Here is a 15897-nt window from a genome sequence, read left to right as displayed (position 1 = left end):
GTGAGGAGCCTTTCCGCATGGGCCTCAGAACTGGAAGATGGTGGAGATCTGAAGGGTCCGCGCCTCGCTGGGATAGAGCAGGTTAAAGCCGGGATAGGCCGTCCAATAGCCCTTGTTGAAGGCATTGGTGAGATTGGCCTGCACCACGATGGGCTTGCCATTCTGCCGTTCGAAGGCGTAGCGGGCACCAAAGTCGAATGTGGTCCAGGCCGGCACCTTTTGGTTGTTCACATTATTCGCCCAGGCCGCACCCGTAGCGTTCATACGGGCGAACAAGGTGAGGTTCCTGGCGAAGGAAGGGTCCCATTCCAGGCCAATGTTCGCCGTATAGTCCGGCGTGCCCGTGGGTGCCTTACCGTCATAGAGGCCGCCGCTGGTGTGCGTGTTCTCCGCATCCAGCAGCACGAAGCCGCCCAGCACCCGCAGGTCCGGGCGGACCTCACCCGCCACATTGAACTCCACCCCCCGATAGACCGTCTCGCCGTCCGCGGTGAAGGTATTGGTGGCGCTGTTGGTGATGCCTGACTGCTGGCTGGTATGGAACAGGCTGACGGTGGTGAGCAGCTTGCCCCAATCCACTTTCACGCCGGCTTCATACTGCTTGGTGACATAAGGCGGCAGCACCTCGCCGCCATTGGCATAGGTCGTCGGCACGACGGTGCCTGCCGTCAGGCCCTCGATATAGCTTGCATAGAGCGAGACATGCTCCCATGGCTTGACCACCAGGCCGACCATGGGCGTCAGCGCGGAGCTATCGTTGACCGGCCCGGAAAGAGCGCCGGTGCTGATGTTGTAGTTCACCACATGCACGTATTGTTGGCGCAGGCCGAGGGTCAGTTGCACGCGCTCGTCCAGCACCGACAAAGTGTCGGACGCCGCATAGCTCGTGAAGCTGATCGAACTCTGCGGCGCCGCATACATCAGGCCGACGACCGGCTCGGCCACGAAAGCGGGCGTATAGATGTTCGACCGGGTCACCGGGAGCGCGAAGATGCCGGTGGGCTGCGGTGCCTGGCTGCGATCGAAGACATAGGTATTGGCGGCCAGCGTCACCTTGTGGTTCACCGGGCCGGTATCGAATTCGCCGCGAACGCCGGTCTCGCCCGATTGGCGATTGATATCGATGAGATAGCGGGAGGTCGTGGCGGTGAAATTGCCGTTGGCCTGGAGGTTGGTGCCCGCCTGCACCAGTTGGTCCCAGTGGGTGGTGTCAAAGCCGGCCTTCGCATAGACGGTCCAGTTCGGGGCGAAGTCGTATTCCGCCGTCGCCATCCCGTAGGTGTCGTTTATGTTGCTGTAGTTCCAGGGCGACACCCACGCATGGCTTGGCGAAGGCGCGCTCGGAATAGGCGGACAGACGGCGAGCGCACAGGCGGCGGGCGTCACCGTATTGTTCATCCGGTTCGTGTCGATCGCCTGGTGGCCGAAATCCAGCGACAGGCGGAGCTTCTCGCCCCGATAGTCCATGCCCACGGTGCCGTTGAGCAGTTCCTGCGACTGCTGGCTTATCGGCGTGTCGCCGTCGCGAAACAGCAGGTTGGCGCGGATGCCGAACTCGTTCTCTGCCCCGAAGCGCCGGCCGACGTCCAACTGGCCGCCGAACTGGGCGTTGCTGATGTAAGTGGTGGTCAGGCTGGTGAGCGGCTCGTCACCAGCGCGCTTGGGCACCAGATTGATCACTGCGCCGACGCCGCTGGGTGACAGGCCGCTCAGGAAGGCGCCTGGGCCTTTCAGAATTTCCACCCGTTCGATGCCGGCGAGCGTCGATTGGTTGTTGGGGGCGATCCCGAACAGTCCGCCGAAGGCGACGGCGCCATTTCCGACCTGGACCCCGCGCACGAGGAAATAGTTGGCATTGCCTACATTGGTCGGGTCCAAATTGCGGATGGCCGGATCGTTGCGCACCACATCGGCGATGGACTGCGCGCCCTGTTCCTGAATGAGCTTGGAGGTGTAGTTGGTGACCGTGAACGGCGTGTCCATGACACTACGCTCGCCAAGCACTCCCAGGCTGCCGCCCGTCGCGATCATGCCGCCAGCATAAGCAGGGGCAAGGCCGGTGCTGTTCACATCGATGGTGTCGAGGGAAATGGCGCCTTCCGTGCCGGCTGCGGTGCCTGAACGTGGTGCGGAGGGGTCGTAGATCTGCACGGTGTTTGCATTGCTGAAGCTGTAGGCGAGCTTGCTGCCGGCCAGCAGGGTTTCCACGGCTTGGCGCACGGTCATAGAGCCGCGCACCGCATTGCCGGTGCGCGAGGCTGCGGGAGTTTCGGCGAACACGACGTCGATGCCGGTGACACGCACAATGTCGTTCATGGCGGCGCGGATGGATTTCGACGGGATGTTGAAGCTGTAGGAGGGCTGTGTCTCCCCCTGGATCGCGGGCTGGGCCGCCGCGGGGCGTGACGCACCGATGCTCACGGCTGCAAGTGCGAGGAAAGTGCTCGCCAGCAACCGCGCATGCCTGCTGGCTCTGGTGTTGACCGTCATTCCACCCATCCCTGTTCGCGACTGGTACCCGCAGGCGCGCTCCAAACGAGGTCGCGGCGCGTGCTCTTACTGAACCAGTCGCCTGCCGGGCGGCGGCACCCTCACTCTTAGGCAAAAAAATTTCAGGGGCCGATAAAGGTCATCTTGCCGAGCGTGTGCATGGAGAAGCCGACGGTGGAACGCACGGCCCCCAGCGCGGCATCCGTATCACGCAGGGAGATGTTTCCGCTGACCCGCATGTCGGCTAATGCGGACGACAGCAGCATGATGCGCCCATCCCGATAACGGCCGATGTGCTCCATCACGTCAGCCAGCCGGGCGTTGGTAAAAATATAACGCCCCGTGCGCCAGGAAGTGGCCTCTTCCACATCCACCCGCCGAAGGGGGGCGAGTCCCGTGGGACTGTATTCCACACTGTCGCCGGGCGTAAGCAGGACGTCCTGCTGCCGGTCGGTAAGGTTCACCTTCAGGCTCCCAGTGTCGAGCGTCACCGTGACGCTCTCGCCGTTGCGCACGGCCACTTCGAACGTGGTTCCAAGCACACGTGCCTCGCCATTGCGCGCAGTCACCACGAACGGCACCTGTTCCGGCTTCACGGTGAAGAAGGCGGTACCGCGAAGGAGGTCCACATGGCGCAAGTGGGTCGTGAGCTTCACTTCGATCGCGCTGTCCGCGTCGAGAAGGACCGTGGAGCCATCGGCGAGGCTGATGCTGCGCATCTGTCCACGTGGGGATACGTAATCGGCAGTGAGATCTTGCAGCAGATGCGGACGCTCCAGCCAAAGCCAGCCGCCGACCAGCAGCACGGCAAGGCCGAGTGCGAAGCTTGAGGCGGCCTTGCCCAGACGTCGCTTGCGCCGGATAACGTCGATGCACGCCAGCGGCCGGGCGAGTGATCGCGTGTCCTGCTCCGGGAGCGCGCCTGAGAGCGGGCCGATCGTGTCCCAGAAAGATCGTACGTCCTCGTATGCACGCGCGTGGGCCGGGGAGGCAGCAAGCCAGGCAGAGAAATCCTGTCGGTCGGCAGAAGACGGCGTCCCGTTCATCCGGGTAAACCAAGCGACCGCTTGCTTTTCTATCCGGCTGTCCGGAAGTTCCGGTTCCTCCGGGATGTTGTGCGTACCGATGGTCATACTTGGTCCGTTACGTCCGCGCGTCAGATGACGGCTTTCAGGGCCATGATGGTCCGCGCGATGTCCCGCTCCACCGTGCTGTAGGAAACACCGAGAGCTTCGGCGATTTCATCGTAAGTGCAATGGTGCATGCGGTTCAACAGGAAGACCTGCCGCGTGCGTGCGGGCAGACCCGTCAGGACGTCCATCAGCCGGCGGAGATCCTGCCGGGCCGCGACTACCTGGTCCGGCGGGGCGGTGGGCGCAGCATACTGTTCCTCTGTGATTTTCTGCAGAAAGAGGCTGCGCCGCCGCTCTGAGCGGTGGAGGCTGATGGCAGCGAACTTGGTCGCGCTGGACAGGTAAGCCGAAGAATAATGGCTCTCCCCGCGAGCCCGGGACCACAAGGCCATGAAAACGTCCTGCACCACATCCGCTGCGTGCGTTGGGCCGACCTTGCGCGCGGCAAGACGTTGGAGTCGGCGCTGCTCCGCACTGTACAGCCGCTCGAACTCCTGCAGGCTAGCAGCCGCGTCCAAGCTCTCGGACATGAAGAATGGATCCCCCGCGCGATGCTATAACATCGCATGCTCTTTTTAACATTGGGCCATTCCGCGATCAATATATACAATTTAGAAGTGTAACAATTTAAGAGTAATGAAAATTATTTTCAATTTCCATCTCGGTCATTATGAGACATGGCTGCCGACTGTGGGCGATCATCGGACATGGCGCGGCTCGGGTCCCTTGTTCCCTAGATGAATCCATGGTGCGGCAGATGTTTCATGAGGCGACGGTGATCGCGAGGCGGCTGCTGACGCCCGGCATGGTCCGCCTGACGTTCTCCGGCACCGGGCTCTCCGCCTTTCGCTCGACCGGGGTCGGCGACGAATACATCCGCCTTTTTTTTCCTGATTCCGAGACGGGCCAATGCGCCTTGCCATCGATTGATGAGGAGGGGCGCTGGACGTTACCGGAGACGGGACCTGCGGTGCGGTACGCCACCTATACCGTTCGCCGCTTCGACGAGGCAGCGGGCGAGATGGATGTGGATTTTGTCGTGCACGAGGGTGGGCTTGCCAGTAATTGGGCTCAAGCCGCGAAGCCGGGCGATAGGATCGTGATCAACAATCCCCGTGGCCTTTACCGGCCGCCCCAGGACTTTCGCTGGCAGGTGCTGCTCGCCGACGCCACCGGCGTACCGGCTCTGACGCGCCTTCTAGAGCAGACGCCGGCCCATGTGGCCAGTCGGGTGGTGGTGGAGGTCGCGGAGGCGTCCCACGTGCAGGCGCTGCCTGCCCATCCGCGTTTGAGCGTCACCTATGTGCACGGGAGAGGCAACGGACTGAGTGCCTCCTGCTTCGATTCTGCCCTCGCCCGGCTTCCCTTGCCCGAAGGGGTGGGCTACCTGTGGGCGGCCTGCGAGCAGGCTGCGGCGCGTCGCTTGCGGCAGAGCGCCGGGAACATGGCAGCCTTCAGTAGCGGGCGATCCAAGGTGGTGGCCTATTGGACGGCCGACCACACATCGGTCTACCCGGCCTCGGAACTGGATGCTTCGGTGCTGGCGGCGCTGGCGACCGACTGGTCATGCCTGACGACCGCGAACGCCTAATGCTCGGCCGACGTAAGCCCAATCGCGCATGCCGATTGAGGTGATGATGCTGGACTTGCCGGTGAGCTTACGCTAGGCGCCGCACGCGGCATCGACGATGTCGGCGTAGGTTTCGAATACGCGGTTGGCCGTTCGCGACTATCTTGATGGTGATTTAGGCGGAGTGGTCCGCTGCGGTTTTCGTGGACACCAGATTTAGCGGCGTGTCCTTGGTTCACCGCCACGAGCAATAGTCGCCGCCCGTCATCGCTTACTGAATACCGGTACCGGCCCCTTTGACCCCTTCGCTTCTGATGCCCTTCAAGCGGTGAATTGCACTTTCCACCAGCAAACCGGCGGTTTGGTCCAACAGGTAAATCTCGCCCACCGCATAGGCGAGATAGTCAATCAGCAACCGCTGACTTCGCATTCCGTCATCGTTCTCGGCTGGCGCGCGCCCCGTACCTGACCCCAAGGTTTTCATCGTCCCGTTCTCCCCACTCCCACACAGGAACTCACACTCCATGGGTCACCGGCCACATCGAACGACCAGTTGCTCGTGACTTTATGTGCAGCGGCAGGTCGGGCGGAAGCAGAGTGATCGATGGCTTCGGATCCGATGGCTGCACCCGTAAGGGTAGCAGCGAGTACGCAGCCGCAAAGTCGAGTGCGAGCAATTGCAGCTCCAGCATTCCGACGCCCATGCCAACACAGGCCCGTGGCCCGGCCCCGAATGGCAGATATGCGGCCCCGCTGAACTTGCGTTCGATGTTGAAGACGAGCGGATCGTCCCAGAACCGCGGATCGCGATGCAGGTGCCAGGGCGAGATCAGAAGGGACGTCCCGCGCTTCAGCTTTCGTCCAGCAAGCTCCAGCGGCCGCTGAACCTCCCGTGAGAGCCACCATGCCGAGGGATAGAGACGGAGCACCTCCCGCACGAAGCCGAGGCTGACCGGGGCTGTAGCGAGCCGCCCCGGAATAACCTCTCCCGCGTCGTCGCTCACCCGCTCCGCCTCATCGGCCAAGCGTGCGGCCAGTACCGGGTCACTCGCGAGATGATACAGAAGCCAGGCGGCGGCGGTGCCGGTGGTGTGGTGGCCCGCCAGCAGCAGCAGGAGGACTTCGTCACCGAATTCGTCCGGCGCCAGGCGCAAATCCTCGAGCGCCCGCAGGATGCTGGCATCACTGGCCTTCGCACGGGCGCGGTTGACGACAAAGGTCATCATATCGCGCCCGCGCTGCATCCGTGCCTTCTTGCGGCGACGGACCCACGGCAGATCCGGTAGTACCTTGAAGATATCGGCAGCCAGGTCATCCTCGACGAGTTGGATGGCCTCCACCAACATATTCTCGTCAGCCCGCGTCAGGACATTCGGGCCGAACAGAATGGTGCAGATCACCCGCAAGGTCAGGCGTGACGTTGCGTGGTGAGCATCGAACTTCTCTTCCAGCGCCAGGGCGGCCGCCTGCTGACGCACCAGGGCCGAGATCTGCGGCACGTAGCTGGTGGCGAGCCCCCGCGCCAATTGCTGATGGAGAGCGGCCCGGCGTGCCTTATGGCTTTCGCCCGAGAGCGTCATCGAGCTTCTGCCGATGATCTCCCGCAGCTTGTAGATCAGCCGTCCCTTATCGATCTCCGCCTCATCTGCCTTCATGATCGGCTTGATGAGGTTGGGATCGGCGACCAACATGACTGGATACGGTCCCATTGAGAGCGGGACCAATGGCTCCGTGGCGTTGGATCCGCGCTCGAGGAAGAAGTTCAGCGGATCACGCTGAAATGCGACGAGATCCGAAAACCAATGTTTCATCGGAAATCTCCACGGTTGCGAGCATCGCGTGCAGGTGCGCGGTCAGCGCGGCGGATTGATCGATCAAAGGGATTTCGCCCGCGACGGCACGGATGACGCGCCCCTGGCGGTCCACGCCGATCTCCGCCGGAGCCCCATAACGGCGGGTTCGGATGCCCATCCTGTGGAGGAACCGCTCGTAGGTGAGATCCGCCAGCGCTACCAAGGCGCGCGCCTGACGCCGCCAGCCGAATGCGAACATGACAGCATAGAGTGAGCCGGCCAGCCGACGGTCCTGCCGACGAACCCCAAGTCTGCTGATCTCCCAGCAGTCCCAGGCCTGCGGATAGACGCAGGTGGTGGCAAGGTCAGGGAACACAGCCGACGCCAAATAGGGGCGATCACATCGCACCGCCCGGAAGGAGCCGATCACTTGCTTATCGCGCAATAGAGCGCAATGAACGGCGTCTGGCGTATCGAATTGGTCGCGCTCGCTGTCGCCCTCGACCTTCAAGTCCCAGCCGAGCTCATCGACGAACAATTTTTTCCGGAAGGCGAATAATTCTTGGGCCAAATCCACATGCTGCCCCGCTCGAAAGAACACAGCATGCAATTGATCTTCTGACATGGGCGGTTTCCCCCGAAGCCACGACCGAAGCATTGCGATTAATTCAAATGGCCGGTATCACGGTAAACCGTGATGTTTGGGCGATCAGCATGAGCTGGGACATCGATCAGGCAATTTCGATGATCGAAGGCGCGGCAACGGTTGAAGACTTGACTAAAATTCTACAAATGATTGCAGAAGATCACGGATTCAACTCATTTTCATTCGTCGACGGACTCCAGCTCAGCAGCGGCAAGCCACTGGTGATAAATACGATTTCGGATGGGTTTGATCGGGATTATCGCCGCGAAGGTTTCGTGTCTGTCGACCCCGTCATTCCGGTCTGGCGGCGGACCAACACGCCATTTTCTTGGGGCGAGGTGGTGCTGCCCAAGCGCCTCGGCAAGCGGCGTCCGGGCGCATTGAAAACCATGGAAGCGGCCCGCGACCACGGCTATCGGGAAGGGCTCGTGATCCCCTTCCATTACGTTGATAGGATCGGCCGCCCCTGCTCCAGCGCCTGCACCTTCTTCTGGACCGATCCGGTCTCGAAGTTCCTGTTCTCACGTCGCCAACACGCCGCGACGCTGCACATCATCATGCTTTATTGGGCACAGCGGGTGGTCGACTTATCGGAGGCAAACCAAGGCGCAGCAGCCCGATTTCGAGACGTGGATGAGCTCGGACAGGCTCCGACTCTCACCGATCGCGAGCGCGACGTGTTGAGCTGGGCGGCCCGTGGGAAGACGGTCCAGGACACTGCCGACATCCTTGGCATATCGGCAGACACGGTGGAAACCCATGTCCGGGCGTGCCTGCGCAAGCTAAACGCCAGCACCAAGACGCAAGCCGTAGCCAGGGCGATCTATCTGTGGATGATTGATGTCTGAACTCGGAGGATAGGCGGTGCTATCGACCCGCGTGGCTTTCCCTGTACTGCGCGATCATCTCCGAAGTGATATCCGACGGGTAGCACAGCGGGGCATAGCCGCCGGGGCGCGAGTATGCGCTGCGCTGACCACAATTATGTCCCCGGCGGTCCGTGTTGTAGGGGCACGCGCAATTACTCGGATAGTTCGCGAGGGATTCCTGTATGAGCAATCGCGCGATCGCGGCGTGCGACAACACAGGTCCCAATTGAGGTCGGGGCGCCTTTTTGTCCGTCTCAACCACCCCCTCATTCTTCTTATCGAGGGGTCCGAGATAACGCGCGAAAACCCAACCGGTCCTTGCTGACGTAGGATGCCGAACCTTCACCCATCCGTCCTGGCGGTCTACCTCCTCGACAATGAGATTGTGCGGCAGCCGATCAAGGATCGCCCCATTCTTGGATGGGTCCGATCTGAAGGCGACGTCCGTCCCCTTCACCGCAAGCTTCACCCCTTCGCGAGATGCAGGTACGGATGATGGCGGTGGAAGCGCGACCGGACGCTGATCTGGTTTAGGTTGGACTGGAACCCCACCAGGCGTCACGACGACTGCGGCTGGTGCCACCGCCGCGGCGGGCGGTCGTCCATCATCTGTATTTGAACCCGGCAACTTCGATGCGATGAACCCGATCACACCAAGGATGACCACAACGCCCAGCAGTGGGTTCTTACGCGACACGTCCCAAGCCCCCGAATAAATGCTGCATAATCTAGCTTCCCATAGGCCAAGGCCATTGAGAGAGCGCAAGTTCCGTCGCATTCAGAGCTGCATGCACGATCATTGAGAAAAAACTTTCCAAGCTATATTAATTTCTGCACATCTTGAGTTTGGACTGCACCCAGCCATCCGACATCATCATTTTGAGGGAAATTTTCAACGTGACTGACCTAAAGCGCACAGCCCAAATGAATCTTACGGTGGATATCATTGCAGCATACGTCGGCAATAACACCGTTGATATCCACAACTTGCCGGAACTTATTCGGAATATCCATTCGGCATTGAATGGGATCAGCCGCGAAGAGATTGAGTTCGAAGAAGTTCTTAAGCCCGCAGTTGCTCTGAAAAAATCCATCACGCCCGATTTCATCATATGCTTGGAGGACGGCAAGAAGTTCAAATCCTTGAAACGCCATATCCAATCGGCATACGGTCTGACCCCCGACGCTTATCGCGCCAAGTGGGGGCTTCCCCATGATTATCCGATGGTCGCGCCCAACTACGCTGCTGCGCGCTCCAAGCTTGCCAAAGACCTCGGCCTCGGTCGGAGGCCTCAGCCGGAACCGGAACCCGTGAAAAAGGCTGCGGCGCGTCAAAGAAGGGTCTGAACACCGGCTGCGGCTTAGGTACGTAAGTTCACCAATGACGGCTTCCAAACCGCCATGCTGGGGCCTTGCAGGCGAACACACCTTTGTCGTCGCCACCATCAACGTAAAATGCCCTGTCCGGCGCTGACCGGCCAGGGCGTGTGCCGGCGCGAAGAGCCTTCGCCGCCTGGTCACCTTGCCTGTTCTGGCGATTGGAGCGCATTGGGCCTTGGCGAGCGTTTAAGGCAGCAGATTCGTGCTACCGCCGATTATGTAACCGGCGTCAATATTACGAGCTGCGGGCACGACATCCCCGACGCCCGGGAAGCGATGCTGGCCGCGCCCATCCCCTTCCTGACACCCTACAATGCGGAGGGTTAGAGAACCCTGTACCCCGCGCCAATGATGCATTTGTGGGGCGACCTGAACTACCTCTCGGGTGGAGGAACTCGCGCGCAGGGGCCATTCTTCGCTGTGGGGATCCGAGCAGCCACAGCGGCCTTGGCCTCAAGGAAAGCCATGTCCAGCAGGTAGGTGAGCGTGGAAAGCCCTGCTTCGCGAGCAACACCTTTGAGACGACCGAGTTCATCCCTAAGGCGCTCGAGCCGCGCGATATCGTCCATGTGCTCCTCCGAGACCGCACCGGATGCCATGTAAGCGAAGACCTGCTTGTCATGCACGTCAAGCTGTGGACGATATCGCAAGAAACATGGAGGAGACGGGAATATGAGAGCCATTCTCACAATCGCCATTCTGGTCGCCATCAGCGCCCCTGCCATGGCGGATAGCTGCGTTGCCAACGCCGATGCCAAGCACCTGGCAGGCGCCGCGAGGACCAGCTTCCTTGGGAAATGCCAGCGAGATGCGCAAACTGCGTGTGCAACGCAGGCGACCGATAAGAAGCTCGCAGGTGCAGCCAAAACGAGCTTCACCACCAAGTGCGTAAAGGATGCCGTCGGCGCGACCACGAACTGATGGTCTATGCCTGATGCATGAGGGTTATGCCCCGCCCATCCGTGGCGGCGGGGCGTTGCGTCGGCCGCGCTCCAGCGAGCCGTTGTGGCGACGGTCGCGGCGGCGAAGCTGAAGGCATCTGGTCATACCCATCTCGGATGAGAGACGGCTTCACCCATCAGGCTGATCCAAGCTGTTCGGATCTAGCTCTCGCGGCCGCCGCCCGAGTCCGTCGCTGCTGCGCCGGGCTCTGCCGAGACGAGGCTGGTGTCCAGGTCAGACAGAACTGGTCGTCCTCAAAGTCCATGTCGAAAGTGCCGGACTGATAGGTGAAGTTGCCCCAATTGTCATAACAGGCGACGTTGGTCAGCACGATCGGCCAGACATGAGGGCTCTGCCAGAATGGATCGCCAGCATCCGGGTCCCCGGCAAGGGCGCTGAAATCAAGATAATAGGTCACGCCGACACCGCGCTTGCCGAAGGAGGCGCCGCCGCCATAGACCTCGATCGCGTTCCAATCGACCCCCGCATTGCCAGTGCTTTTGTCGACCAGAGATTGCAACCGCCACCAGAAGCAGGTGCTTGCCGATGTGGCGATGCCCGCCTTGAAGATGAGGATACCGGCGGCCGGGCCGGAGGTGATGGCGCCATGCAGCGTGGCGAAACCCTCGATCGTGCCTCCGCCTTGGATTACCCCGCCCGGATAGGTTGACGCGTCGGAGATCTGCGTGACTGTCCCGGCAATACTTCCGCCATTCAGGAGCAGCGTGCCGCCAACGGCGACGGTGACCGCACCGGCAACGGCTCCACTCACTTCCAGCGTCGCGCCGCTGTTGATGGTGACGTTGCCCGATCCGGTGGCTGATGCGCCCGCCTGCGTGGCGCCGGAGGCGATAAGCGTGCCGGAGTTGACCGTGACGGGACCAGACAGGGTCTGCGCGCTGTCGGCCCACAGGGTGAGCGTTCCGGGGCCGAAGCTGGTGAGGCCGGCGCTGCCGGTGAGAGTTGCGGAAATCTTGCTCTCGCCGCCCGCATAAAGGAAGGCGGTGGCGGCACCGAACCCAAGATTCCCGACCAGGATGTTGGGAACGTTGTTCAGGATCAGGCCGGCGGCACTCCCACTCGTCTGATCTCCCACCAGAAGCGTGCCCGACCCGCCGTACAGGTGCACCCCGTCCACCTCCAGAGCGGCGGCCTGTGCGGTTGCCCCCGGCGCGACCGTCTGCTCCGTCACCACGCGATAGATGGCGTCGCTCGGGACTTGGTCGATGGTGACATCGGCCGAGGACGTCATCGCCGCCAGAACGAACCCATTCGTAGCGTCATAGGTGAGGAAACGGCCCGACTGGCCATCGCTGTCGAGGCCAATGATGCATGGCGTCACCATGCCGCCCGCCACGGGCGGAAGGTTGCCCGCGCTGCCGCTGACGATGATGCGCTGGGTCGCCCCCAGGGCAGAGATACCGCCACCGGGCGCGAGGATCAGGGTTGCGCCTGGGATGCTCGTGAGGTTCGGATGGATGCCGTCCTCGTGGCCGCCGAGGCAGACGGTGAAGGCGTCGGTGCTGGTAATCGCCAGGGTTCCGCCGGCATCGCCGAGGCTGAAGAGGCTCGATGCACCGCCGTTGCCGCCCGCGATGGTCACCGATTGCGTGCCGGTGCCGCTCAGTTGCAGCGTGCCGCCATTAGCAAGGACCATGGTGCCCGAACCGAAAGGCGTGCCCTCGGTCTGATTGCTCGCCAACGTGCCGCCGGTCACGAGGTTGCGGCCCGTGGTCCCGTTGGCGGCGGTCAGCAGCAAAATCCCGTCCCCCACCTTGTGGACGCCGCCGCCGCCCCACAGGGGAGCCACCACGGTCAGGCTGCCTCCGTTCGTGTTGAGCATCACCTGCTCAGTGAGGACCCAGGGGCTCGGCTGGTAGCCGGGACTGTCAGGCCGTGCCGTCGCGGCGATGGTCCAAGCGGCGGCACCCCACAGGATGGCAACATCCTCGCCCCCCTGGGTTCCGCTCAGCACCTGGCTGTAATCTTGCGAGGGCAGATCCATGCCCGGCAAGGACCAGCCGCTGGGCACAGGCGCGATCTGCACCATCTGGGGATTCTCTGTCGGCAGATTCGGCACCGCCTCGAACGAGGCCGGATAGGCATTGTTGAGGATCAGCATCTCAGTGGGCACGCCGGGAGGCAAGGGCGGCAGGGGCAGCAGGATCAACTCTGAGACGAGTGGCGCGAGCACATGCCCGCCGCCGCCGGAGAAGTCCGTGCTGGTGACGTCATCCCGCCAGAACCAGCCCACCGAGAAGCAGGTCAGCGCGATAGGACCGGACGGGTCCTGGGACACATTGGGTGCGATCATTTCCATGACGAAGGCAAGATCGGGGGAGCCGCTGTCGCTGACCTGATACTGCTCCGGTGCGATGCCGCACGCGGACAGATAGCTGGCCACGCCCTGCATCAGGCCCTCGCCCGAGGTGCCGCCCGTCGCCGTGCATCCCATCAGACCTGCGACGACACGCTCCAGACTGGTTGCCGCTGCATCCTCCTGCCCGCCATAGACGGCGGGCGCCAGTTGGGTGAAGCCGTTGGCGGAGAGATAGTACAGACCCATCAGGATGGATGTCGGCCCGCAATACATTTCGCCGTCGCCCGGCAGATTCTGACCATAGGCGCCGAAATCCACCTGGACGATGGACGGCGTGGCGCGGACCGGATTCTTCCACATGGCGCAACCCCTCTTCTGGTGCGGTGATCCGTCCGGGATCTGGTCGAATGCATGAGAGCGGAACGGGATGGCGAAGTGAGACTGCACGGTGGCATGGCATGACCGACGGCGCGAACGGGTCGAAGGCGTGACCTGCTCCCGGACCTCGGGCCATCCGGAATTGGAAGGTCCGAGGCGGGATACTACTCGGTGGACGGGAGGTATTCTTGAGCGAGATTGGTGGTCAGTTGCCGATGGCGGCATGAGCCGGGCATTGTCGCGCTAAAACTCCATTTTCGCATGGGAGCCGTCAAGGCTCGTGAAGCCGCAGCGGACCCGCCGCCGGTTGTCCGGGTCGTCCTTCATACCCATGCATCCCACAACTGATTTTTTCACCGGAAAAGTGGACGGGATTATGCCGCTCTGAGCTCCGTCTCGGCTCGGTCACCACATGCGTGGTTAGACTCGGCGTGGGCCACTATTGATCTCAGCCATTTTCACCCACTCGTTCTGCATCTCCCCCATGCTGCCACCTTGCTGGAGATCGACATATTTGCGGCCCAGCGGGATGGATGCTCGGCCGTGATCCAGCACCATCCTCACCCCCCCAGGCGCGCCTCGGGCGAGAACGTGTTCGTCGACTTGCTCCTCCCGGCCCGATCCTCTCAGGAGTTGGGGCTTCCGACAAACTCGGCGCGGTTCAATCCGATCCGCCGGATCATGCCGGAGACCGCCACAAGACTGACGAACCCTTCCGCCCGCCGACCCTCCTGGGTCTGGATGCGCACGATCGCGCGTCCAGCCTGCCAAGCGTCGATCTCAAGCCCCTTGGCCCGGATCGCGAACGTTCCGTCCGCGGATACGTCAAGGTCGCCGATCCGCTCGACGCCTTCGGATGACACGAGCGATGCCGTTGCAGGTCCGGGTCGAAGACCGGTTAGTACCATGCCGCGAAGTAGATCGCCCTCGAGCGTCGCGCGCAGGACGCCAATGTCCTCCTCGTCTTCCCCATCGTCCATCGCGTCGGCGGCGCATTCCGGTAGGGAAGCTGGATCATGCAGCCAGAACATCTTCCGGTTTCGTTGGATGCGGACGACGCAGGCCTCCACGTTTCGTCCGGCCCCCAGCGCGGCGAGTGTTGCGTTGGCGCTACCGGAGACGACGAGGCGTCCCCGAGCGCAGTGGAACTCGAAGGCCTTCGCATGGAGGGATCGGTCGGCACCGTTCTCCGCGAGATGGCAGATCGAAACGGGTTCGACCCTGGTCTTGGCGCTCCATGGCCAGTCGATGCCGTGCGCGCTGCGCACCATCGATGCCGGATGGGCATGGACGTGCACGGCATCCAACGCGAGACGGTGACAGAGTCGGTCGATGCCGGCGCCCGTCGAGTCCCAAAACGGCGATGCGACGACCAGTTTCTCCACCGGTCCGAGGTCGGACAGGAGATCCTCGATTTGATCGACGATGGATGTCTCGAGACTGTGGACCACGCGGATCGTCCCGTCACCTCCGACGTTCCGGATTCGGCGCCGCAAGTCGTCCGCCAGGGCTACGCAGCGTTCGCCGGTCGCATGGCGCAGCCGAGGCGTGGTTGCGATTTGCTCTAGGAAGTCCGCGACGTCGGCGATCGCTCCTGGCGCGAAGCTGGGATGGAGGTGCTCGAACACCTCGAGGTTATTGCCCCATCCCCCGAACGTCAGGTTGCCCGATCCGACGATGACGTGGACGTCATCGGCGTTCGCCAGAATCGACACCTTGGGGTGGAAGCATCCTCCGGAGACATGGATCGGCTCGACCTCGTAGTCGCGGCCCGCCAGCCGCGCTCCCCGCTCGCCAAGAGCGGAGTGGACGCCTGAAATGTCGGCCAGGATCAACGCCTCGCGGTTCCCGCCTCGGACGAGCGCGTCGAGGACCACCCCTTCAAAGAACGAGAGGCTTAGGGCGTAGGTCGTGAACAACGCCTGCTCCCACTGCCCCGCCTTCAGGATATCGAGCGGAGATGGTTTCACTGGCTCGTTCCTCTTGCGTACGCGCAGATTGCACCCCTCAACCCAACCGGGAAGCCCTCTCCAAATAGTTCGCGAAGGGCTGATGGGCGGGTGGGAAAAATATCGACATAGAACCGATCTGTGTGGTGCAGCACCTGCAGATCTAATCCGCAGACCCAACCATCGGCAAATTGATTAACTTTTTCACACTCTCAGCAAATCGTGGGACATAAATTTCATCCCTGTGATCAGAATCGTGTCTTTTGTGGTCACAATCACTGACTTTGCCCCCAGCCTTTATCCAGCGCTGAGTTCGCTCGGACATTTGGGTATGGCCTGTTGGCCCGCGGTGGCGAGGGTACCAGCGCCACGGGGCATGAGCTTTGACCCCGCCGTACCCGCCAGGGCGGCTGGCCCCCATGCCAGC

The 15897-nt window shown here is 62.2% G+C and carries 12 protein-coding genes; 4 read left to right on the top strand and 8 right to left on the bottom strand.

Going from position 1 to position 15897, the window contains the following annotated elements; translation table 11 throughout:
- Positions 1-24: 24 nt before the first annotated feature.
- The 3 genes from AAG816_RS02205 to AAG816_RS02195 all read right to left on the bottom strand — a co-directional run bounded on the left by AAG816_RS02205 (position 25) and on the right by AAG816_RS02195 (position 4153).
- Positions 25-2421 (bottom strand): TonB-dependent receptor, encoded by a 2397-nt coding sequence (locus AAG816_RS02205; RefSeq protein ID WP_341987750.1) that lies wholly within the window; start codon positions 2419-2421, stop codon positions 25-27.
- Between the two features lie 191 nt (positions 2422-2612).
- Positions 2613-3623, bottom strand: a complete 1011-nt coding sequence (locus AAG816_RS02200) for a FecR family protein (protein ID WP_341987749.1) — start codon at positions 3621-3623, stop codon at positions 2613-2615.
- A gap of 23 nt (positions 3624-3646) precedes the next feature.
- Positions 3647-4153 carry an RNA polymerase sigma factor gene (locus tag AAG816_RS02195; RefSeq protein ID WP_341987747.1) on the bottom strand — a complete coding sequence of 169 codons (507 nt, stop codon included), beginning with the start codon at positions 4151-4153 and terminating at the stop codon, positions 3647-3649.
- Positions 4154-4368: 215 nt separating this feature from the next.
- Between AAG816_RS02195 and AAG816_RS02190 the strand changes: the two genes are divergently transcribed.
- Positions 4369-5214 carry a siderophore-interacting protein gene (locus tag AAG816_RS02190; protein ID WP_341987745.1) on the top strand — a complete coding sequence of 282 codons (846 nt, stop codon included), beginning with the start codon at positions 4369-4371 and terminating at the stop codon, positions 5212-5214.
- A gap of 250 nt (positions 5215-5464) precedes the next feature.
- Here AAG816_RS02190 and AAG816_RS02185 read toward each other — a convergent pair whose 3' ends face one another.
- Genes AAG816_RS02185 through AAG816_RS02175 form a run of 3 tightly spaced genes read right to left on the bottom strand, consistent with a single transcriptional unit; the run spans position 5465 to position 7611 of the window.
- The gene (locus AAG816_RS02185; RefSeq protein ID WP_341987743.1) at positions 5465-5677 is read right to left on the bottom strand and encodes a hypothetical protein; all 213 of its coding nucleotides are present in this window, start codon (positions 5675-5677) and stop codon (positions 5465-5467) included.
- A gap of 31 nt (positions 5678-5708) precedes the next feature.
- A complete protein-coding gene (locus AAG816_RS02180) occupies positions 5709-7004 on the bottom strand; it encodes a cytochrome P450 (protein WP_341987741.1) in 1296 nt (431 codons plus the stop codon).
- Entirely contained in the window at positions 6964-7611 is a 648-nt protein-coding gene (locus tag AAG816_RS02175; protein WP_341987739.1) for an acyl-homoserine-lactone synthase, read from the bottom strand. Before AAG816_RS02175 ends, AAG816_RS02180 begins: the two co-directional genes overlap by 41 nt.
- 47 nt (positions 7612-7658) lie before the next feature.
- On the opposite strand from AAG816_RS02175, the gene AAG816_RS02170 reads away from it, so the two are divergent.
- The 3 genes from AAG816_RS02170 (at position 7659) to AAG816_RS02160 (ending at position 10802) form a co-directional block, all read left to right on the top strand.
- Positions 7659-8480, top strand: coding sequence for a LuxR C-terminal-related transcriptional regulator (locus tag AAG816_RS02170; RefSeq protein ID WP_341987737.1), 822 nt, complete (start codon positions 7659-7661; stop codon positions 8478-8480).
- Positions 8481-9425: 945 nt separating this feature from the next.
- Positions 9426-9848 (top strand): MucR family transcriptional regulator, encoded by a 423-nt coding sequence (locus tag AAG816_RS02165; protein WP_341987964.1) that lies wholly within the window; start codon positions 9426-9428, stop codon positions 9846-9848.
- Positions 9849-10553: 705 nt separating this feature from the next.
- Positions 10554-10802 (top strand): hypothetical protein, encoded by a 249-nt coding sequence (locus AAG816_RS02160; protein ID WP_341987735.1) that lies wholly within the window; start codon positions 10554-10556, stop codon positions 10800-10802.
- Positions 10803-10959: 157 nt separating this feature from the next.
- Here the strand turns inward: AAG816_RS02160 and AAG816_RS02155 are convergent, their stop codons facing one another.
- Together AAG816_RS02155 and AAG816_RS02150 are read right to left on the bottom strand one after the other, a co-directional pair.
- On the bottom strand, positions 10960-13461 hold the full coding sequence (locus AAG816_RS02155; RefSeq protein WP_341987733.1) for a hypothetical protein: 2502 nt from the start codon (positions 13459-13461) through the stop codon (positions 10960-10962).
- 686 nt (positions 13462-14147) lie between these two features.
- Positions 14148-15491 carry a hypothetical protein gene (locus tag AAG816_RS02150; RefSeq protein WP_341987731.1) on the bottom strand — a complete coding sequence of 448 codons (1344 nt, stop codon included), beginning with the start codon at positions 15489-15491 and terminating at the stop codon, positions 14148-14150.
- Between the last annotated feature and the right edge of the window lie 406 nt (positions 15492-15897).

The organism is Azorhizobium sp. AG788 (assembly GCF_943371865.1).
GTDB lineage: Bacteria > Pseudomonadota > Alphaproteobacteria > Rhizobiales > Xanthobacteraceae > Azorhizobium.
This window is presented reverse-complemented; position numbering and strand designations above follow the sequence as displayed.

Coding starts and splice junctions, on each gene's coding strand:
- AAG816_RS02175 (WP_341987739.1), bottom strand. CDS start 7,611: ATGTCAGAAGATCAATTGCATGCTGTGTTCTTTCGAGCGGGGCAGCAT.
- AAG816_RS02190 (WP_341987745.1), top strand. CDS start 4,369: ATGGTGCGGCAGATGTTTCATGAGGCGACGGTGATCGCGAGGCGGCTG.
- AAG816_RS02160 (WP_341987735.1), top strand. CDS start 10,554: ATGAGAGCCATTCTCACAATCGCCATTCTGGTCGCCATCAGCGCCCCT.
- AAG816_RS02165 (WP_341987964.1), top strand. CDS start 9,426: ATGAATCTTACGGTGGATATCATTGCAGCATACGTCGGCAATAACACC.
- AAG816_RS02195 (WP_341987747.1), bottom strand. CDS start 4,153: ATGTCCGAGAGCTTGGACGCGGCTGCTAGCCTGCAGGAGTTCGAGCGG.
- AAG816_RS02185 (WP_341987743.1), bottom strand. CDS start 5,677: ATGAAAACCTTGGGGTCAGGTACGGGGCGCGCGCCAGCCGAGAACGAT.
- AAG816_RS02180 (WP_341987741.1), bottom strand. CDS start 7,004: ATGAAACATTGGTTTTCGGATCTCGTCGCATTTCAGCGTGATCCGCTG.
- AAG816_RS02170 (WP_341987737.1), top strand. CDS start 7,659: ATGGCCGGTATCACGGTAAACCGTGATGTTTGGGCGATCAGCATGAGC.
- AAG816_RS02200 (WP_341987749.1), bottom strand. CDS start 3,623: ATGACCATCGGTACGCACAACATCCCGGAGGAACCGGAACTTCCGGAC.